Origin of the sequence: Bacillus sp. JJ722 (assembly GCF_036963345.1) — a bacterium.
Taxonomy (GTDB): domain Bacteria; phylum Bacillota; class Bacilli; order Bacillales; family DSM-1321; genus Bacillus_AD.
Genome location: NZ_JBALMO010000040.1, coordinates 75,299 through 95,134, shown reverse-complemented (window position 1 = coordinate 95,134; position 19,836 = coordinate 75,299). Strand labels below are relative to the sequence as shown.

Genomic DNA, 19,836 nt, shown 5'->3' with positions numbered 1-19,836 from the left:
CACTAAGTTTATACAGCATCACCAATTTGCTTAAGTACGTTTAAAATCAATGGCGATACTTGAATCAATACATACCCTAATCCAGCATTTTGTATTGTACTCCATGCCTTTTCCGCATTCCCAAACATAAAGAAGAATAGTGAGCCAACAATAATTACAGATGCTACAGGAAAACTTAAAGCAACCATCACATCAACCACTGGATCAAGTACATGAGCTAGAGCAGTTAATGTTTTTTCTCCCATCCATTCAGTAGCTCCAGTTGGTACAGCTTCTGTAGTTGAAGCGAAAGTTGGTTTGGCCATTATAAGAGGTATGGTTACAGACGTTGCAACACGCTTTAATGTTTTACTGAGCGCTTTCTTTTTCACATCGCTTTTATAGCTCTTATCCATAAAATCACCAAAGCTAATCGTTTGTGTTCTTACCATGCTGCTCACTCTCCCTATTTAATGTCATTCTCTGTGTACACCTTAAAAGGTAATCCATCACACAACTCACTTAATTGCTTACGTCTTAATTCAGTAGTAGTAACCCATAATAACGGTGGGAAATGCCCGAAATGTTTCGCTATAGCACCATTATGGAATAAACCTTTATACTGTTCTATCTTCTTTCTGTTTTCTTTCATTTTTTGCATTGAATCTACTTCTAAAAAGAAGAATGTATCTTTCCCTTTAAAATAGGAATCACATATTACTGTGTACTTCCCATCACTTATCTTCATTTCGTTGTTCCATTGTGAAGGAAAACCAGAAAAGATGTAAAAGTAATTTCGCATAATTACATGATTAACAAATTGATTTTTTCTCCTGACTTTATTAGAGTCTACATACTCTCTTCCAGCACTGTTTAAATAGTAGATAGTAGAATATTCGTCACGATAGCTTTCTAGGTAATCGTTCATACTTTTCAATATTCTATTTGCGTTCCTTACTTGCCCTAACCTGTGTATTGTTTGTAATTGATCACGGTTAAGAAAGTCGAGTTTCTTCAATGATAACAGTATGGCTTCCTGTCTCTGTGTGAGTTGTTTTTTCACTTGGAGAAACCTCCCTTGTCTTATCTATGATGTAAGGTTTAAGCAACTGTTCAATGGTCTTATTCGCCATATATGGAGTTTGTAGAATGGTTTGGCTAACTTCTTTATATATCCCTCTTCCCGGTATCTCCGGAAGGCTTTCTGCTCCTGCCGCATCTAATACAGTCATCGATGCAGTAGCGCTGTCTAAAACAAAGCATAATCTAGCTGGAATGTTCCGTTTAATTTGCATTGGAATGGCTTGTGCAGAAGGATATTGAGTTGCATATACCACATAGAAACCAGCTCCTCTTCCCTTTCTAACAATGTTAGTTAGAATTTCCATGCACTCTTTATCGTCTGTTAAGTCTGCTGCTTCATCAATAAAAAGAAAATGCCGTTCACTTATACCTGCTTCTGATACATCTTCATAGCCATCATTTACAATCTTTTCATACGATCTATTCATTCGTAATTGCACAGATTTAAGTATCTCTAAAGCTCCCTCATTATTTGTACCAAAATTAATAACTTGCTTGGTATTTTTAAATCGCGAGAATGCTGCCCCACCCTTTAAATCAATAAGCGAAAATGAAACATCGTTAGGTTTGGATAGGATTAAACATGTAATAATTGATTTCATAATAACTGACTTCCCGAAACCCGTTGCTCCAGCAATGATTAAATGCTTACGCTTATCGAAATCATGATAAGTGTTCCCTTTTCGTCCTGATCCAATAATCACTTGCCATGTGCCTTCTTTTAGTAATGCTTCTGTCCAAGCGTTTTCTCTTGGGAATGGAGAGTTATAAATCCTTATTTTCAAAAGACCATCGTATGATATATCAACTTCTTTGTTATCTAAAAGCTTTCTATCGTAGATAGATTTGAACTGATTAAAGAAGTTCTTATCAAATTTTAATTCCCGAAAATCCTTTAATTGCAGCTTTACTTGTCTCTGATTGATTGCTGTTTTAATTACCTCAAGCTTACTCATGTAATCCTCTGGACTTCGACCTAAAGGAATACGATAACGGTATTCTGTACCCCATTCATAATTCTTCTTTTTTACTAAATGAGCAGTGTATGTTTGGTTGCCATCCTTTACATTTAACCCTGATAATGAGAAAACCTTGTTTAGCTTTTTTGAATCGTTGCTCGTGTTATTTTTGGACAGATGGGCGTGTAAAGCCAAGCCACCCATAACTACACTTGATAACACTTCAAAAATCATTAGTTGCTAACCTCCTTTCAACGCCACCTCTTTTAGAATTACGAAGTAATTATCCTTACAATCAGGTACGGGATTAGAATCTCAGATTAGTTGATATGTATGTATCTGGAATATTCTTGATTGAATACTAGTGTGGTATTTCATTTGGTAGTTGATAAAGTATATGGGTTGGAAGGCTAATAATGTCTGTCTATATAAAAATAATTGGTATTTTTTTATAAAACAAATTGATAAAGGGAAGCTGTATGTTGTTGTTGAATTTATACTAAGGTGATAAATATGAGATTAAAATCAAACATTAGTAAACTAATTAATGAATCTAAATATAAGAGGGAATATATTCGTAGCTATATGGGAGTTTCGTCTTTAAACACTATTTCTAATTGGTGTACCGGAAAGAGCTATCCTTCAATTCCTGACTCCTTCAAGTTAGCGAAATTATTAGAAGTAAAAGTTGACGATCTGTATGAATGGGAAGAAGAAGAATAAGCTCAATCTCTTCCACATATAAACCAATATTGGTAAAATTAAACTTGATATTTAAAAAAGGGAGGAATGGAATTGAGCAAGGTAATTGAATTCAAGAGCGTAGATAAAGTTAAGGTAACATTAGACGGAAATTTTTTGAGGTTTAAGAGAAGAGGCGCGATCAATTTAATGATTCACGGTATGGATGGTGAGAAAACTATCGACATCAATAACATCTCAGGTGTTCAATTAAAAAAGGCCGGCACAATCACCAGTGGTTACATACAGTTCCTAATCATAGGAAGTCAAGAAAATAAAAAAGGATTATTTTCAGCTACACAAGATGAAAATACTATAATGTTCATTAAAAAGGAACAAGAAATGGCTGAAGAGATTAAATCTTATATAGAAAATATATTGGCTACTAAAAATACTCAACCTGTCCTGCAAGGTGTGAATGCTGCAGACGAAATAAGAAAATTTAAAGAATTAGCTGATGAAGGGATTATATCAGAAGAAGAATTTCGACAAAAGAAAATGCAATTATTAGGAATATAAAAAATAAGCCCCTCCAAACGGAAGGGCTTTTACTTACTTATTTACCTTGAATTAACCCACGATCATGAGCAACAAACAGAATTGCAATTGCATCATCAAGTGGAAGTTCACCTTCCCCAAACTTTTCTCTATGGGTTGGGCTTAACGCCTTTTCTCCATGTACTTTCTTATCTTCCAAACGTTTACACACTCGGATAAAAGCTTCTTTAAAATCATCATTACTAGGTACAAACATACGGATTCCTTCTTTCTCATTTGGTTTTTTATTTGTTTTAGATGTTTCATTAGCAGGCTTATAATTACTTGGTACTTTCCAACTTGAACTAGCTTGGAAGTGTGGCATATCAGGTGTGTCCCAATCACCGCCCCATGTAATTCCTAATCGTTTAGCAATTGCTCCAGCCTTCTTTAATGTTGTAGCATCATACAGATTCTTTGGTGGGTTAACAGCAATATCCCAAGCCATACGCCCTGTGTGGTTTGAGCTTCGAGTCCACGTTACTTTTTGTCCTGGACGTGTACGACCTTGTTCATATAGATAATTTTGTCTCGCTTGTGATCGGTACGTTTCAGTGATAAATACATCTAATCCAGCTTTCTTACACTCTTCTAAGAACAATAAACAAGCCTGCTTTGCAACAGGCTTTAATTCGTTAACATCTCTACATGTTTTTGTAACGCTCATTATTTACCCCCCTTTGGTTCTTTGTATTCCAAGGCTTGTACACTGTCTGAAACCGAACTTGTAGTTGGGTCCACAACGACCCCTAGTAAAACTAAAATAGCAAGCACGGTGTTAAATAAATCCGTTACTTGCTCGTTGTAAATCGTTGTGTCAACTCCAAAAAAAGAAGCTACCTGTTGAACAAGTAGCAGCAATAAAGAAAACAATGCGATAAGAAATGTCTTATTCTTAAACCTTACTTTCCAGTTAATTTTCATATTAAAACTCTCCTTAATTATTAATTGCAAACACAATAACACCTGTAATTACTGTAAAAATAGCTGCTATAGCTGAACCAATAAAAGCATTTTTAATAATTTTTGTATTATCTTTCATTTCTTTAACTGATTCTTTAATTGATTTAACGCTAGACGACGTTTCATAAACAATAGGCTTGATATTTTTCATGTCATCTTCCACTTCTTTTAATCGTCTTGCATGGTCTTCAAGTTTCACCGCTTGTTGGAAAGCACTTAATTCCTTTTCTTCAGCCATTTCCCCACGCTCCCTTTTTGCATAAAAAATACACCTCAATAGGTGCTATCTTCTGATTTCTCCCGATATTTGTTTAAATTCACGTTTAATCTTCTCGATTAGAGTTGGTGTATTGTTACCGAATGTTCCTTCAATCAAAAATCCCCCTTGCTCATGTATCTCTTTAATTCCAGTGATACGAGCATCCATTGTTACGCCCCATGCTTTATTTTGGATAGTAACAATATCACCTAAGTTGTAATCCTCTTGGTACACAAACGAACTATCAGTAAGTTGCTGACCTTCTAAGTATTGCTCCTGCATAAGTTCTTTAAGTTGCTGATTACCTCTGTCGGTTAAATCCTTAATAATCTCTGCTTCTGGACGAGGAACTTTCTCGGTAGTCGTACCACCTTGACCATCTGGAACTTCTTTATCGATTTCTTCTGCAATATCACGAGCATCAATAAATATCTCATGACGATCAAGCCCTGTTTGCGTACCTATTTCTATAACTCTTCGTTCTACTCCTTCGCCTTGACCAGCAACATAAGCAAAGTTCTTATAGTTCAATTCACTTTCTGTGTATCGTAATGTTTTTAAACTTTCAAATTGCGGACTGAATATAACAGGAGGGTTAATCTTTTGACTGGATGTTAAGTCTCTTCCTTCGATAACATCGAACACCCATTTTTTATTAACTGTATCAAGGAATACATCCCAACCTAACCCAGATGCTAATGACATTTCTGTCATTTCTTCAGCTAAATTTTTAAAACGAGAAGACCATGATAAGTGAACTCCCCTGTTTAAGTTAGCCGCTAACACTAGTTGTGGTATCTTTCTTCCTGGATCAACAGGGTTAATAATATGTTGATTAATATAATGCTTCATTACTGTTTCTGCATTACCGCTCTTATTATCATAAGCTGTATGAGACGGTGGGATAGTTAACCTTTCCGCTACAATCGCCTTTAATGAGTAGCCTTTTATTAACCAGTTCTCAGATATTTTCCCGTTTTCATCAAGCTCAATTTCTCTGTGCTTGATAATGAATACCTTTTTTAAATCCTTACCAACACGTATAAGGTTGCCTTTTATCAGCTTGTCTGCGTGCTCTGCATAACGGTTTATCCTAAGTTCTATGTCACCGATACCGTGCCAACTGAAATTTGGAAGCATTGACTCATAATCATCAATTTCCCCTTGTATATCCATGTTTGCATTCAGTATGCGAATGGGCATATTCCTTTTCATTCCATCATCCCCCTTTTTAGACATAAAAAATACACCTACTGTTGTGGTGTTTCTAGTAATCCAACCAATTCATTGTATTCATCTTGATTAACCCTATTGTTGAGCAAGAATACATCAAGCTTAATCATCATTTCCTCTTTTGTTCCGTATGTCCCTTTACTAATTACGGTTAGGCATAGTGTGTAGGTTGTCATCTAAATTCCTCCTAAACCAATTTCAATTGCTGATAAACGGTAATCTAAATCTAATAAATAATCTTCTGTTGACGGTTGTATCGGCTTAGGTTTAGTTATTTCTTCAATCTCTAATTGCGTTGCTCCTTCAATCCATTTAGCACCATCCCATTTAGGCTTGAACATACCGTCAGGAAGAGTTTCAATTATTATATTACCTGGAACTTCCTGTAAAGGGTTACCTTCTTTATCAAAATCAAATACGTAACTTTCAACAATGAAACCATCTTTATCTATTTCATAAACAACTTTTTTCATTTTGACACTCCTTTAATTTGTCCTGAATGAAAAATCAACATAAATAACATCATTTGTGTTTGCGCCTAGTGTGCAATCTCCTGTAGAACGATTAATCTTAATTTCTGTCGAACCTCTATTTTCGGGTGTATTCATCGTTATTTGACCGAAAAACATATCTCTTATCGGTCTATATCCAGTTGGTAATGTAAATAATAATGTACCATTCGTCTTAATACTGCCAAAAATCACACCATACAAATGCACTATACCGAAATTGTCCTTGTAGCACCATAATTTATCAATATTAGGAACCCACCCTGTCGCTAATGGTATAGAGAAGTCTGGTTCTTGTTTTTTCTTGGCGTATTCAGATAAATCACCACCGCCACCTTGTGGAATTTTCCAATCCATCCAACTGTCAGCTATTGTTTTAACTCTGAAAAAAAAGTTATACCCATCACCGTTTATTGCTTGCACTCCCATTTGTAACGTTGCGCCTGTTACTTTGTCTTGGTTTACAATCATTAACCACGGTCTACCAGCTAGAGAATCAGGGATAGGAAGGTTAGTTGTGTCTATAGGGTCACACGAATAAAACCCTGTTGTGGTTAAATTATTTAAGTCCCCCGAGAACTTTTTGCTGTACTTCCCATCGTTAACTTGGTTTTCTACTAATTCCTGTAATGCTTCGTTATCAAAGTTAGGAAGTATTTTAGAACCAGCCCAAGGGCAAATTATATCTGTTCCTCTTTCATCGGTAATTGCATCCGTAGCAATGAAAGTTTGACCACCAACAATCTTTACTTGAGCCACTGATATTTCATACAAGTTAAATGTTTGAGTAAGTGCTGGTGGAACAGGGTTAGCGCTTGGTACACCTTTTTTAATAAATGCTCTTACAATACGTGCTTCAGGGCTTAAGTCCATTCTAATTACTATTCGATCAATACGACTCAAACCGATTGTTTCTGTATCATGAGTGAGCAGTAAAGGCTCAGTGTTTTCATAATGGCGACCTTCTATAAAAGCAGTACCTGTATCAACATTTGTAATCATGTTTGAACCGTTCGCTGTTACATTTAACTGTTTGCCCGCTCCTTTCATTACACCTGTTGTTACAAGTGTTCTGAAATAATCAGTAAACCCTTGAGCATTATAATCTCTGTCATAATAAACAATCCCGTCAATTACTTCTGTAACGGAATCGAAAAAACGAGATATTTCAGCCATTAGTATCACCTCCAAAGAACGCTATACTTCCACAATCAAAATTTAATGTCGCGTATTCAGCTTCCTTAAATCCTTTTTCCTGCACTAACCATTTCTTATAGTCAGAAGAAGAAATTTTAGTTGATTCATCGTAAAATAACTCTAATTCTTCTTCACTAAATTTTTTCTCATGTAATAAAACACATGAATAATAACCATCAGACCACAAAAAATTATATATATTCACAAAGTCCCTCCTTATACACTTAAATATCTATTTTTATATTTCACATAAACTTCTGGCTTTCCACCATCTGTAATAAATGAAATCCTTGTTTCTCCAACATCTAAACTGAAAAAATCAGAAGCATCATCGATGTAAGGAAAACCATTTGAAGGAATTCCATCAGGTGCGATAATATCAACCTTTTTGTTACCTTCACTTGTATCGATTAACAACTTAAACCCTTCAGGAATAGTTTGATTAACTTTGATAAATTCGCCTGTTGATGTATTAGTAATCTTAGGATTTGTAACAGGCCCACGAAACTCTACTTGAATTGGCGTTGGTACGTCTCCTTTATTAACAAGTGTCTTGCCATCACCCCTCGTACTAAATCGGACAGGAAAATGGAAAGGAAAACGGAAAGCACCAACAAAATCCTCTAGTTTAAATACTTCAGGATTAACTTCCTCCCAAAAAGGCGAAGGGCATAAGAAAGTAACAAGTCCCTTTTGAATTAACTTTGTACGTGGCCCATCTGGATAAATAGGTACAGAATCTGCAACGGCTTTTATTTCACGTTCTATATGACCATTACTGTACTTAAGTGTGCCTAATCCAAGTAAAGGATTTAACACTCTTCCAATCTGAGTACGTGATTCAGAAACGCCTTTATATCCTTTTTCTTCATCAACAGCAATGACAAATTCAACTGGAATAATGCGTTCATCTAACACACTATCAATATACTTACTTCCATTTTGGTACGGAGCCCGTTGGGTTTGTATGCTTGCACTTACATCTCCTAATCCATCAACCTTTTGTAAATAAAAAGGAGGACCGCCAAATGTGACGACCTCTCCTCTAATGTTCGTAAACGTGAGTGTCTCCATCTATGCGAGCCCCCATTCTATAGCTTGTTGTTGTCCTACTCTTCTTAGCTGTCTAGCATTCTCAGACGGTGATAACTCTGTAGGTGAATGTAAATGTACCTCTTGTTTAAATCCACCTTCTGCACTCGTTCCTTGTCCTTTTACAGCTATCTCGATGTTTAACTTTTGTTCAATTTGTTTCTTCAACTCATCCATTTGCAGACTAGAATTGATTTCGTTTAGATCAAAGTCAGGTGTAAACCAATCCACCATTTTCGACATAGATTTAGTTAAATTACTACGCATTTCATTAACACCAACGATAATACCAGACACGAAATTTTTTCCTATCATATCCCTGGCCCATCTTGATGGACTGTTTATGTCTAGAGCATCCTTCAACGTTTTCTTCATTCTTGCAGCAATAGCATCAACTTCTTTGAACAAAGAACCTTTAGTTTGATTAAGTCCAGCAATCATACCATTTATGATTTCACGACCAATCACAGGCATAGAAGATGTCATTGCGTTGAATTCTTTTTGAGTACCGTTGTTTATATCCTTAATAGCCTTAGCCCATTCTTTTTCGATTGCATCAAGTTGTTTAGCTGTCTCTTTGTGAAGTAAGTCAATTTCTTTCTTGTTCGCTTCACGCAATCCTCGCATTTCCCAAGTAGCTTGGTCTTTAGCAATTTGAGTCTTTTGTTTCCAAAGGTTAGTGAATGTGTTTAATTCGTCCTCTGTCATGTGATTAAGAGCGATAACTTCATTGATAGAGCTAATACCAGCCTGCTCTAATTGGTCAACCAAGCCCTCATCTAGACCTTTTTTAGCTAACATTTGTATACTAGCTGCCCAAGTCTTCATTTCGTCCACTTGGTCTTTTAGGTTTCCTATCATAACTTCACTAGACTTAATCGAGCGATCTGCTACTTCATCGAATAATCCATACGAACTTTCGATAGCTTTGTAACGTGACTCCCAAAGAGATTGGTAGTTGTCGTTAATAGCCTTCTCCTTGTCGTATGCAGATTGAGATAATTGAGCGATTTTATCTGTGTACTCTTGGTTAAGAGCTGTAGATTTGTCATATAGCTCTTTCTTTTTGTTCATGACCTGTTGCTCGAAGTAAATACGTTGCTCGCTACCAGCTTTGTATTTATTCATGTACTCTGTATAAGCTTTAATTTGGCGTTGAAGACCATTCTCGTTATTAGCTACTAACTTATCCATGTACTCTTTTTCTTTTTCGAATTGAATACGAGCCGTTTCTAATTTGACGTTATTTAAACCGTCCATAGCTTCTTTGTACTGTTCAGAGCCTTTCTTGGCTGTTTTAAGCATCTTGTTAAAGTGAGCTATTTGACCTTTTTGTGTTTCTTCAGCAGCCTTCTTGAAATCTGGAACACTAGCAATAGCTAATCGGTTAGCTGCTTTCCTAACTAATCCCATAGTCCAATCAATACCTTTAACGATACCTGTAGGGATGTGTTGACCAACTAATTTCGCTACAACACGAGAAGGTGATTTTATTCCAAGCTTTTTCTGCATCCAATCAGGGATTAAACTAGCTAGTTCTGCTACTTTTGTCTTAACTCCGTCGAACATATCGCCTATTCCACCGATTAGACCTCTAACAATGTCCATACCAATATCTTTAAGGTTGATACCTTCAAGGAAAGATTGAGCATCGTTCCACTTCTCTTCTACAGTAGTGGCCACTTTACCCATCCACTTAGAAACGCTCTCTTTCATTTCTCCGTATTTCTTACTGACAGTAGTAGCTTGTTTACCTGTCCATGTCTTAGCGCTTTCGTATGTGTCTTTGAAGCCTGTTTTAGCTTTCTCATACATTTCTTTAGATTTTGTAGCCACACTATCTTTCATTACCTGCCATTTAGACTTAACTTCGCCTTCAGTCCAATTGACTTCATTAACATGCTCTTTTGCTTGCGCTTTAGCTTCCGAAACTACTTTTTTATGCATATCAGTAGCTTCTTTAACACTGTTATCCTTTGTACGTTTGGCTTCTTTAATCATTGCATCTGCTTGTTCGGCAGTAATTGTTTTAGACTCGTCACGCATACGAATAATCTCAGCGACAGACTTCTTATATTGATCTTCCGCTTCTTTTACTGTCTCTTCTTTCTGCTTCTTAGAGTTTTTAACAGTTGCAGCCGCTTGCTCAGCCGTAATTTTCGTGGCATCTGCTTTCATACCTTCAAATATCGCTTTTTGTTCAGCTGCAGATTTAGACATTGTTTGAACTGCTTGCGTCTTCATTTCTTCGTTAATAACAGCTAATTCGTGTTTTTCAGCTATAGTTAATTCACGTTTTTCTTTTATTGCTTTATCAACAATTTCATTAACACGTTTCATTCCATCTTCGACCGCTTTCTTTTGGTCTTCTTGGAACTTCATTTCGTTTTGTAATATCTGTGCTTCTTCTGTAGCTGATAAGGCTTTACTATTATTAAAGAAGTCCTGAGAGCTTTGTAATTGCTCTGCATGCTTTGTATTCATAGTCTCTAAGATACTAGTACCCATTTGTTCATAAGCTTGTACCATAGCCGCCGTATTCTCTGTAGTAAGTGTTTGCATGCCCCAAGCTAACGTTTGTAATTCTGTAGTAGCTTGTGTACTCAAGTTCATGAAAGCACCAACAGCTTTTTGGGTGTTAGCAGATACTTTTTCCCCGAATATATCACTCTCTATAGCTGGTTTTCGTAAGTCTAACGCTGTTTTAACAGCTAGTGTGCCTAAAGTGGCGATAGCTAGTCCTGCTGCTCCTACTGGCGTAATTAAGAAACCAAGTGCGCTACCTAATAACGGCAGTGCTCTAGTTGCTATTTTCGCTATTGTTCCACCAAAATTAGTAAATAAAGGAGTTACGAATGTGATCGCTTTACCCAAACCATTCATAATCACTCCACCTAAGCCTTTAAACAATGAACCCATAGCAATAATGTTAGGTAGAAAAGCCATTACGATACCACTAAATGTAGTGATGCCAGCTATTACAGTGCCTATCCATCTGTTTGACTCCATAAGTCCGTTGATCCAACTAAAGAAGCTATTAGCTAACTCTAGGATGGTTTTACCCAAAGGAGCCATACCGATACCCAGATTAACTAAGAATTTCGTTAACTCACCAACTAGACTTACAACTGTAGGTGCTGTAGATTGCACATACGCAAGGAAATCTTGGAATCCTTTACTTTGAGCGAATGTTTCTGACCACGCTCGGAATGAAGCTGCCGATTCTTGCATCCAAGTCATTAAGTCCGAAGACATACTTCCGAATGCGGTGAAAAAGTTAACTAGACCTACAGTTACGTCAGCGAATGCAGATTTAAGCTTAGGCATATTAGTTTGAACATAGTCCATGAATGCGGCGAACTTTTTAGATTGGTCTAATCCGTCAGCCCATTTAGCGAAGCTTTCAGTCATTTCTAAAAAACCTTGAGCTGTGCTCTTAGTAAGTGGCGCAAACGCAACGAACATAGAACCCATACCTTGCATTACGTTACCAATTGATTTACCCATTGTTACGAATAGTGGTGCTGCTTCTTTATTCATGTAGTCAAAGAACTCTTGAACTGGTGGCGTGCCTAATGATTTATTAAGCGATGCCATTAATTCGTCCACTGCTTTAGCACTTGCAGTGAATAAAGGTCGTGCCATTTGCATCATCTTTGTAGCTGCTTGCATACCCTTAGTAAATCCTTGTAATACAGGTTTCTCAGTTTCTTTAACTATCTCAGCGTATACATCTTTAAAACCTTCAAATGATTTTTTAGCCGCTTCTTGTTCTTTAGTTAACTTACCTGTTTCCTCAAAAACATTTTTAATGTTAGGTATAGCAACCGCCGCAAACGCACCAGCTGCAACGCCAGCACTTGCAAATGCAAATCCTAACGATAATGTACTAGCTCCAACTGTAGCTATCACAGGCACTAATGAAGCTAATAACGCACCTAAATTTGCAACAACAGGAGCGATTGCAGGGACAAGGGCTACAAATGCACCTTGAATAGTATTGGTAGCTAATTCGGAAAAAGCCCTAATATTGTTTGCTAATCTAGCGATATTCTTTTGGAAGTCTTGAATTCTTGCTTCTATCTGGATAACGACTTTGTTACGAGATAAAGCTAAGTTTTTAGCTTGAACCTGCGCTGTCTTACGTTGATACTCTGTAATATCGGCTTGCACATTAACAGTAGCATCCTTGGCTGTCTTTTCGATTTGGTTATTAACCTGTTTCATCTTTGCCATAAACTCTTTAATACGCGCGCCGATAATAGCCGTAAAGTTATGATTCAAACTATTTTCCCCCTTTCATGCTTAACGCCCATGCTTTCAAATCACTCTGAGCTTTCTCGAATAAAGCTGTATCCATTTCTTTGCTTTCTTTCCAATCGTCTGTACCGTTTTCTATGCGTTTTCTAGCTGTCTCTGCATCGAATAAATCCTTCTGTACATTAAGTTTTTTCTTGTTGTTAGCAACCCTATAAAACAATGCCATTCGAGCCATATTATCGTACTCATCAACTATTCTTAATTGTGCACCTTTGATAAACGCTTTGTACTCATTAGGAGTCCATGAATCAATTAGATCAATATCATAGACATCCAAATATCTAGCACATTGCGTGTAGATTATTCCGTACTGGAGGGAATCGTCTCTCCGAGCATTAACGCTCTTGATTCCTTCGTCATTTCTACCGCTTTTTTGTTCTGCAATTTTTCTTCTTCGTTCTTGCCAACTTCGCCAAAAAGTTCCATGTTCTTCCAGTATTTTTTGACCGTCAGTTTGAAAAAACCCGATTTGTCCAACGCACGGAAAGCTTCCTCAAATAAAGGTGTAATGTCATCTTCCGCTTCAAGCTTAGTCTCAAGTGCCTCTTCGATTTCATCGACGTTTGGACGATTGCCTTTAAGATGGGCAAAAGCGCAATCCCAGAATGCTACTAAGTATTTGTGTTTTGCATCAAGTAATCCCATGTAGATATTAGAGAATCCACCTTGTTCTTCACCTTTTTCATTCTCTTTGCTGTACTTTAAGTCTGCTAATTTATCAAATTTAAAAGTTACTTTCGCTTCGTAGTCCTTGCCGTTGACAGTTAATAATGCCATTTTCCATTCCTCCATATAAAAAGACACCGCCTAATGACGATGTCTTGAGTTTTGTTTTTCGAATTTACTTAAAAATTGCATCTAATTTTCTCAGATAGCCTTCTAGCTACTATTTCACGAGCTTCTAATGTAAAGTGTGCTCCATCAGATAAATATTGAGCCCAATTAGTAGCATTTATACCTCCTTCATAATATAAGTCTAAAACAGGCAACTTAAATTCTTTCCCTAACTCATGAGTTGCATCTATATATTCGGGTAGTGTTTTGTTTACCGGTTTATCGATTTGTAAAGTATCACTTGTCTCAGTAAATGGTGATACAACACCTCTAAATGGAGACGTCATAAGTAATACTTTTATCTTTGGATTCTTTTTCAACAATTTTTCATAGAAGTACCTAAACCCGCCTTTAAAAGCGTTGAAATCCTTTAAGTTATCGGGGTTTTCTATCTTAGTGTCATAGTTTGTCCAATCGTTCGAACCATGACATATTGCTACATAATCAATTTCTTGCCAGTTTATTACTTTTATAGTATTCAAGGATTGTCTAAAAGTTGACGGCAATTCAGGATGTGCAGTAATTTTCGACTCTTGCAATGCCCAATTACCAGTTTCAATACTATCAGCTAATGAGTGCATGCAAAACGCTTCGTATTCAGCGTTAGGGTGTGTACTCATTCTAGATGCACCGAAACCAACATTATAAGCTTTTATACCCAATTCCGAGGATAGTAAAGCTGGAACTCCATCAGATTGAAAGTTCCCTATATTGCTATCTCCGAACACAACAATCTTTTTATCTTTGTAAACATTTGAATCACCCGGTATTTTCAATTTCGGGATAGTGATATAAGTTGCTGTTTCGCTAGGGTCAACCATCTTTTCTGGTTGATTAAAACCCTCTCCACTTGTCATTTTTGCATTAAAAACAATATATGCCGTATTAGGCAATGTTTGAATGTCATAGTTTTGATTATTAGAAACAATACCTAAAGACGTTTGAACCCCAATTTTCTTAGTCGAATCAAACAATATATAGTTTAAGGAACCATACTTCCCAGTTAAAACATATTTCGTATTTGGCTGAACAGGGATGAAAGAAGAGTGTGTCCAATCAACTAAAGTGTTAGGATTCCCATTAACATTCATTGTGTTTCCTTTTTCAGACCAAGTAATTCCACCTAGATAGTTAGTAGGTACAAAATTAGGGTCATGATGTTCTTCAGCGAACGTTGTTTTTTGTGGATTAATCGATAAGTTACTTCCACTAAACCGCGACATAGCTAACACCCTCACCATTTACTGATGCATCAATGTAAATCAAATCAGTATTATTAACAGCAATTGTAATACTTTCATTTTCTAATAATTCAACACCAAAAACAGTAGACGAGACATTAGCCCCGCCTACATAAATAGAACCTGTATTGCCTTTTAGAGCAATTATAGTTACTTCTCTGCATGGATTAGCTGGTAACTTCACTCTAGCACCTGAAGTTGTTACCTTTGCTACGTTACCAGTGAATTTACTTGCACCTTTTACGTGTACATCCGTAATAGGCTTGCTATCTGCATCTTGTCTAGCAGATGTATACACATCGCCATCTTTATTAAGATAAGCCATTCATTTCACTTCCTTATGCTTTAAATGCCCCTCCTAAATCGGCTGAGTAGAGGGGATTATTAGGGTGTAGGAGGTTGTTCTGCACCTAATTCACCTGTTTTTTCACCCGGCTTTTCGAATCCGTAACGAGCAAACTCGATAACACTATCTGGTAATTTAGGCAGTTCACCTTCTTGTGCTTCTCCTAACACTTGTAACGTTGCTGAAATTTCCTGGAATCCATCTTGTGGTGATTCCTTTCCTACTGATTCAACAATGGTATATGCAAATAATGCATGATGCATATCGTTTTCCTTAAGATTTAAATCTACTTCCCATACTTTAAGCTGCTTTTTCTTCCTTATTGCGTTCAAAACTGCAACTTGACCTGGATCACCTGTTTGTCCGTAACAAGTAAGTTCAAATGCTTCACTATTTGGACCATATGCAACAATACGACCAAACTTTGTCTGTTCGTCCACAATCTCGTTCTCGATAGAGTAATTGTTATCTGTTAAGTTACCTATGATAAATCCATCTGTTCCGATTGCTGCATCATGAGGTTGTACTAATAAAATCGTATCTTTACCACTATTCATTATCCATTCACTCCTTCGTCAATATAAAACGCAATGTGACAACACCGTGCTTTTTGACACCATCTATGTCATCAAACACTTTAGCGTTCTCCCATTGCGTTCTTTCAACTTTATAACCTTGTACATCTAATTTATATTTCATAGCATTATGACAAGCATTCAGGATGTCATATGCTTCTTTCTTACCTTCGTATTTGCTCCAAACGTGTATAACTAGTGATATTTCTTCCACATTTAAGATTTTAACCTCAAATGGGTTTCCGATTGGTTCACCTATAACGACATAAGGAAAAGGCGTATCTTCTGGCACATGGTCGTATACGCCTGTTATTAATTCATTCAGTTTAATATCACTTGATAACCTTTGATAAACTGCCGTTTGTAGCGACATAAACGCAAATGCCAAAATATCACCCTCCTAACTTCTTGACCTCTTTACCGAAGTGCTTTCGTCCACTGTCGACAGCTTGCATCCAGAATGGTTGAGCTTTCATTCCTTTTGTAAATACGAATCTACCGTATTTATCGGAATAATAAACCCAAGGATCTTTACGGCCATTTCCTTCAACGGCAAAGACGCCTGTACCATATTCGATGTAGATAGCGTATTCAGCTCCAACAGTGACCTTAGCTGTTAATCCACCGTTTAGTATGTCTACCTCGATAGATTGTCGTAAATACCCACTGTCATGAGGTGCTAACGCCCTTGCTTGTGCTTGTATAAGATAAGCAGTCTCAGCAACTAACGCTTTAGCATCTTCGATAATAGCGTCGCCAAACTTCTTTAAGGCTCTTTGTAGTGCCTTATCTCCAAACCGATTAACGCCCATTATGTCACCAACTTTAAAGCGACACGCATTACCTCATCAGCTCCGCCTTGATCTTCAGGTCTACCAGCTAATTCATACAGGTCGCTATTATGTTTAATACGCATAACAGATGTTAAATCGGCGCCATATTCGAAATACATATATCTATCAAGTGGATTAGATAACTGCTGAGCTTCATAACGTTCTCGGCTTGTTGGTGTATCAACAAAAGCATCTAAATCAGACAATTTAGCCCAATCACTTATATATCCTCCAACACCGTCAGGAATACGTTGTTTGGTATGAATCTCTACTTCATGAGGGAAATCATCTGCCATTAAATTTCAACCTCCTATAAGGAGCTATGAACTTATAAAAGGATTTCGGTACTTCAACTTCATATGCTTCTGATACAGTCCCCATTTTACGACTAGATCGCCCTGCTTTTTGTTCGTTGAATTGGGTTACTTTAGCAATAAAAAGTTTTACTTTCGGTGGAATCATTTCGTGTTCAAAATTCTGATTACAATAGCCACTAGCAATATCAAGTACGATAGGGATCATGCTACGGTAGTAATCATCTTTCTTTGCTGATTTCTCCTGATTAAGCCGTTTATATTCTGCTACTTCTTCATTTGTAGGTACCCACATATTAATCACCTACTTCTTTTGAGTAGCTTTTTCTATTTTAGGTCGTGCTTTTTTAGATTGGTTTTGCTCTACTTCTTTAGCTTCTGATTTTGCTATTTCTCTTCGTCTACGTTGAAAAGCTGTAACCGACATACAATCCCTCCTCGTAAAAAAGAGAGGCAACAGCCCCTCTAATTATCCATTAGTCACCAGAGCGACCATTTTAATATGTTTATCTGAGTATACTTGTTCCCAGTTAGCTGCTATTTCTAATTCAGCGTTTGTTGGAGCTGTTTTAGCTACACTAGCATTTGTGAATTTAATTCCTCTTGGATGGAGAACAAAATGTTTCCGATTAATTAGAATATCTTCACCTGCTAGTGAATCGCGATCTGTTTCTGTTGGTACTTCTGGAGAACCTTCAGCATATCCAATTGCCCCATTACCAAATAGGTAAGTTGTGTATTTCTTAACCCCTGAAGTCACATTCACAACAGGAACGCCATCATCAACAATGATACGTTTGCCGAGATACGCTTTATAGAGTACTTTACCTTCAGAATCACGAACATCTTCAACTAAACCTTGTTTAACAAGATTAAAGTAAGGAACACTATGCATCACAATACCTGTTAACACTTCATGAGCATCTCCAAGTTTAGACATTGTATCAACAATAGCTGAACCAGAAATCTTTGTTGTATCTGTCACAGAAGCAGTATCTTCCACAGCAATTGTATTAACGTGAGTATCAGCTATTGGAGCAAACGCCCCTTTAAGAGTTGAAATTAAGGCGGCTTGCATACGTCTTGTCCAGTAAGCAGCTGTTAAATCACCAATTGCACCGCTAGGATCATCCCCCGACATTGTTGCACTAAGATCAGTAACACTCCATGATTTACCTCTAAATAATTGTGTGGCCATATCTTGACCAGATGTAATTTTGTCAGGTGTTAAAGCGAAATCCTTAGTATCTTCTAACGATTCATCATCGCCCGTTAAATCGTTCCAAAACGGCATGTTGAAATATCGATTTCCTTTTCCTAAAGCCCCTTGCAATTCTCCTACTGATGCAACAATACCTGATTGGTAAAGTGCTGATAATTCCATTGTTCGGTTTACCACATACGGGTTAAATACTTCTGGTACGATAACATCTGCTATGCGAGTAGTCATTTATACATCATCCTTTTCCTTTTTATTTGGCTTGTGTCATTAATGTTTTTGCTAATTCAGGGTTTTCTCGTAAAATACGCCCTTGCTCTGTAAGATTGATAGAGCCTTGTTTCCATGGATTAGCCTTATCATACGAACCAGGTACACGAGGAGGTACTGCTGGTGGTGTACGACCTGATAGATTGTCAGATTCAAAGAGATAATCTTCTGTTTCTTTTAACTTCTCTAGTTGGTCAGATAACCCTAATAGATTCTCACCATCTAAAGTAATAGCTTCAGTATTCAGCAATGCTCGCACAGCTTTCGGATTCTTTGCTTTTGCATCATGTAGCGCGCGTTCAAGAGCAAAATTAAAATCCTTTGCCTGCAGCTTTCCTTCATATTCAATTTTAGTAGTTTCGTTGGTAGATTGAAGTTCATCGATTTTAGTTTTCAATCCATCCACATCAATCTTCTTCAACTCTGCTAACTGGCCATCTCTTTTGTCTAATTCAATCTTCAAATCCTTAGCTTCTTGGATTTTGTCATCAAGACGAGATTTAGGAATCATTGTGCCAAAACCAGCGATTACCTTATCTGCTTGCTCCTCCGTTAATCCAATTGCTACTAACTGTTCCTTATTCATGTAACATCCTCCTATATACGTTTTTAACGCCCAACGAGGCGGTATAGGTAAAACAAAAAAGCCTGTTTAACGTCTATTGCTTAAAGACGAGTGTTAATTAAAAGTATTCCTTATCTAATCGAACATATAGTGCTTTCATCTGCTCTAAAGTCCCTTTAGTTGCGTAATCTAAACCATTAGTCTCTAAATAATTTTCGCCAGCCAATATAGACACCTGTAACGATGCTTGAATTACACTTAATTCATCATCCGTTAAGTCTACTTTATTATCCACATTTTACATCTCCTATTCTTTAGTACAACCTGTTAGATATTTAATCTCATGAGTAGTGGGATAATCAATCCCTGACTCAATAACGACATTCTGCCATCCCGTTACTTCTTTTCCATTTTGATAAAGACGATCCACTTCATTTACACTAGCGTTTTGATTATAGACAAAAACTAAAGATGGAGCCTCATCAAATTCCAATGTGAAACTTTTCTTTTCTAGTATTTCTTTCAAAGCATGTAAATTATGTTGCCTCCCATCCATGTTGCTAGATTTTCCACTTTCTAAAATATCATCGCTTATCGTTCCCTTTAACTTATTTAACATTTCATCATTTTCGTCAAATAGAGCAATAGACTGTCTAAACAGGAAAACAAATATCCGTTCTTTCGCTTCTTCTTTTGTAATATTTCCAGCCCTATACTCCCGAATAGTGTTATTTAATGCGAAATGTTCTATGCTCATAATATATCTC

The 19,836-nt window shown here is 36.9% G+C and carries 29 protein-coding genes; 2 read left to right on the top strand and 27 right to left on the bottom strand.

Features of this window, described 5'->3' with window-relative positions; all coding sequences use genetic code 11:
* Positions 1–8 precede the first annotated feature (8 nt).
* From V7014_RS06705 to V7014_RS06695, 3 genes are read right to left on the bottom strand one after another with little or no spacing between them, the layout of a single operon-like run.
* The gene (locus V7014_RS06705) at positions 9–431 is read right to left on the bottom strand and encodes a hypothetical protein (protein WP_335505424.1); all 423 of its coding nucleotides are present in this window, start codon (positions 429–431) and stop codon (positions 9–11) included.
* Between the two features lie 14 nt (positions 432–445).
* Entirely contained in the window at positions 446–1,042 is a 597-nt protein-coding gene (locus tag V7014_RS06700; RefSeq protein ID WP_335505422.1) for a replication-relaxation family protein, read from the bottom strand.
* Positions 975–2,255: an FtsK/SpoIIIE domain-containing protein gene (locus tag V7014_RS06695; RefSeq protein ID WP_335505420.1), complete on the bottom strand. Its 1,281-nt coding sequence runs from the start codon at positions 2,253–2,255 to the stop codon at positions 975–977. The genes V7014_RS06700 and V7014_RS06695 overlap by 68 nt, the downstream gene beginning before the upstream one ends.
* Positions 2,256–2,534: 279 nt before the next feature.
* Between V7014_RS06695 and V7014_RS06690 the strand changes: the two genes are divergently transcribed.
* Together V7014_RS06690 and V7014_RS06685 are read left to right on the top strand one after the other, a co-directional pair.
* Entirely contained in the window at positions 2,535–2,744 is a 210-nt protein-coding gene (locus V7014_RS06690; RefSeq protein WP_335505418.1) for a helix-turn-helix transcriptional regulator, read from the top strand.
* Between the two features lie 72 nt (positions 2,745–2,816).
* Positions 2,817–3,281 (top strand): DUF4429 domain-containing protein, encoded by a 465-nt coding sequence (locus V7014_RS06685; protein WP_335505416.1) that lies wholly within the window; start codon positions 2,817–2,819, stop codon positions 3,279–3,281.
* A 37-nt stretch (positions 3,282–3,318) separates the two neighbouring features.
* Here V7014_RS06685 and V7014_RS06680 read toward each other — a convergent pair whose 3' ends face one another.
* The 24 genes from V7014_RS06680 to V7014_RS06565 form a co-directional block, all read right to left on the bottom strand.
* Positions 3,319–3,966, bottom strand: a complete 648-nt coding sequence (locus tag V7014_RS06680; protein ID WP_335505414.1) for a M15 family metallopeptidase — start codon at positions 3,964–3,966, stop codon at positions 3,319–3,321.
* The gene (locus V7014_RS06675; protein WP_335505412.1) at positions 3,966–4,223 is read right to left on the bottom strand and encodes a phage holin; all 258 of its coding nucleotides are present in this window, start codon (positions 4,221–4,223) and stop codon (positions 3,966–3,968) included. The genes V7014_RS06680 and V7014_RS06675 overlap by 1 nt, the downstream gene beginning before the upstream one ends.
* Before the next feature lie 13 nt (positions 4,224–4,236).
* Entirely contained in the window at positions 4,237–4,500 is a 264-nt protein-coding gene (locus V7014_RS06670) for a hypothetical protein (protein ID WP_335505409.1), read from the bottom strand.
* A 45-nt stretch (positions 4,501–4,545) separates the two neighbouring features.
* The gene (locus tag V7014_RS06665; RefSeq protein WP_335505407.1) at positions 4,546–5,736 is read right to left on the bottom strand and encodes a siphovirus ReqiPepy6 Gp37-like family protein; all 1,191 of its coding nucleotides are present in this window, start codon (positions 5,734–5,736) and stop codon (positions 4,546–4,548) included.
* 35 nt (positions 5,737–5,771) lie between these two features.
* The gene (locus V7014_RS06660; RefSeq protein ID WP_335505405.1) at positions 5,772–5,930 is read right to left on the bottom strand and encodes a hypothetical protein; all 159 of its coding nucleotides are present in this window, start codon (positions 5,928–5,930) and stop codon (positions 5,772–5,774) included.
* Positions 5,931–6,227 (bottom strand): hypothetical protein, encoded by a 297-nt coding sequence (locus V7014_RS06655; protein WP_335505403.1) that lies wholly within the window; start codon positions 6,225–6,227, stop codon positions 5,931–5,933.
* A gap of 12 nt (positions 6,228–6,239) precedes the next feature.
* A complete protein-coding gene (locus V7014_RS06650; protein WP_335505401.1) occupies positions 6,240–7,439 on the bottom strand; it encodes a pyocin knob domain-containing protein in 1,200 nt (399 codons plus the stop codon).
* On the bottom strand, positions 7,432–7,665 hold the full coding sequence (locus V7014_RS06645; protein WP_335505399.1) for a hypothetical protein: 234 nt from the start codon (positions 7,663–7,665) through the stop codon (positions 7,432–7,434). The genes V7014_RS06650 and V7014_RS06645 overlap by 8 nt, the downstream gene beginning before the upstream one ends.
* Before the next feature lie 11 nt (positions 7,666–7,676).
* Positions 7,677–8,534, bottom strand: a complete 858-nt coding sequence (locus tag V7014_RS06640) for a phage tail family protein (protein ID WP_335505397.1) — start codon at positions 8,532–8,534, stop codon at positions 7,677–7,679.
* A complete protein-coding gene (locus tag V7014_RS06635) occupies positions 8,535–12,836 on the bottom strand; it encodes a hypothetical protein (protein WP_335505395.1) in 4,302 nt (1,433 codons plus the stop codon).
* Position 12,837: 1 nt separating this feature from the next.
* Positions 12,838–13,149 (bottom strand): hypothetical protein, encoded by a 312-nt coding sequence (locus tag V7014_RS06630; RefSeq protein ID WP_335505394.1) that lies wholly within the window; start codon positions 13,147–13,149, stop codon positions 12,838–12,840.
* A gap of 23 nt (positions 13,150–13,172) precedes the next feature.
* Positions 13,173–13,649 carry a tail assembly chaperone gene (locus V7014_RS06625; protein WP_335505392.1) on the bottom strand — a complete coding sequence of 159 codons (477 nt, stop codon included), beginning with the start codon at positions 13,647–13,649 and terminating at the stop codon, positions 13,173–13,175.
* 68 nt (positions 13,650–13,717) lie between these two features.
* Positions 13,718–14,929: an SGNH/GDSL hydrolase family protein gene (locus V7014_RS06620; protein WP_335505390.1), complete on the bottom strand. Its 1,212-nt coding sequence runs from the start codon at positions 14,927–14,929 to the stop codon at positions 13,718–13,720.
* Positions 14,916–15,272, bottom strand: coding sequence for a hypothetical protein (locus V7014_RS06615; protein ID WP_335505388.1), 357 nt, complete (start codon positions 15,270–15,272; stop codon positions 14,916–14,918). The genes V7014_RS06620 and V7014_RS06615 overlap by 14 nt, the downstream gene beginning before the upstream one ends.
* Positions 15,273–15,331: 59 nt before the next feature.
* On the bottom strand, positions 15,332–15,850 hold the full coding sequence (locus V7014_RS06610; RefSeq protein ID WP_335505386.1) for a phage major tail protein, TP901-1 family: 519 nt from the start codon (positions 15,848–15,850) through the stop codon (positions 15,332–15,334).
* 7 nt (positions 15,851–15,857) lie between these two features.
* Positions 15,858–16,256, bottom strand: coding sequence for a DUF3168 domain-containing protein (locus tag V7014_RS06605; protein ID WP_335505384.1), 399 nt, complete (start codon positions 16,254–16,256; stop codon positions 15,858–15,860).
* 4 nt (positions 16,257–16,260) lie between these two features.
* The gene (locus tag V7014_RS06600; protein ID WP_335505382.1) at positions 16,261–16,680 is read right to left on the bottom strand and encodes an HK97-gp10 family putative phage morphogenesis protein; all 420 of its coding nucleotides are present in this window, start codon (positions 16,678–16,680) and stop codon (positions 16,261–16,263) included.
* The gene (locus tag V7014_RS06595) at positions 16,680–16,997 is read right to left on the bottom strand and encodes a phage head closure protein (RefSeq protein ID WP_335505380.1); all 318 of its coding nucleotides are present in this window, start codon (positions 16,995–16,997) and stop codon (positions 16,680–16,682) included. Before V7014_RS06595 ends, V7014_RS06600 begins: the two co-directional genes overlap by 1 nt.
* Positions 16,987–17,310, bottom strand: a complete 324-nt coding sequence (locus V7014_RS06590; RefSeq protein ID WP_335505453.1) for a phage head-tail connector protein — start codon at positions 17,308–17,310, stop codon at positions 16,987–16,989. Before V7014_RS06590 ends, V7014_RS06595 begins: the two co-directional genes overlap by 11 nt.
* 9 nt (positions 17,311–17,319) lie before the next feature.
* Complete coding sequence (locus tag V7014_RS06585; RefSeq protein WP_335505379.1) at positions 17,320–17,442, bottom strand: hypothetical protein; 123 nt, start codon at positions 17,440–17,442, stop codon at positions 17,320–17,322.
* A gap of 42 nt (positions 17,443–17,484) precedes the next feature.
* Positions 17,485–18,465 (bottom strand): major capsid protein, encoded by a 981-nt coding sequence (locus V7014_RS06580; RefSeq protein ID WP_335505377.1) that lies wholly within the window; start codon positions 18,463–18,465, stop codon positions 17,485–17,487.
* 22 nt (positions 18,466–18,487) lie between these two features.
* Positions 18,488–19,090 (bottom strand): phage scaffolding protein, encoded by a 603-nt coding sequence (locus tag V7014_RS06575; protein WP_335505375.1) that lies wholly within the window; start codon positions 19,088–19,090, stop codon positions 18,488–18,490.
* 97 nt (positions 19,091–19,187) lie between these two features.
* Positions 19,188–19,364: a hypothetical protein gene (locus V7014_RS06570; protein ID WP_335505373.1), complete on the bottom strand. Its 177-nt coding sequence runs from the start codon at positions 19,362–19,364 to the stop codon at positions 19,188–19,190.
* A 12-nt stretch (positions 19,365–19,376) separates the two neighbouring features.
* Positions 19,377–19,826 carry a hypothetical protein gene (locus V7014_RS06565; RefSeq protein WP_335505371.1) on the bottom strand — a complete coding sequence of 150 codons (450 nt, stop codon included), beginning with the start codon at positions 19,824–19,826 and terminating at the stop codon, positions 19,377–19,379.
* Between the last annotated feature and the right edge of the window lie 10 nt (positions 19,827–19,836).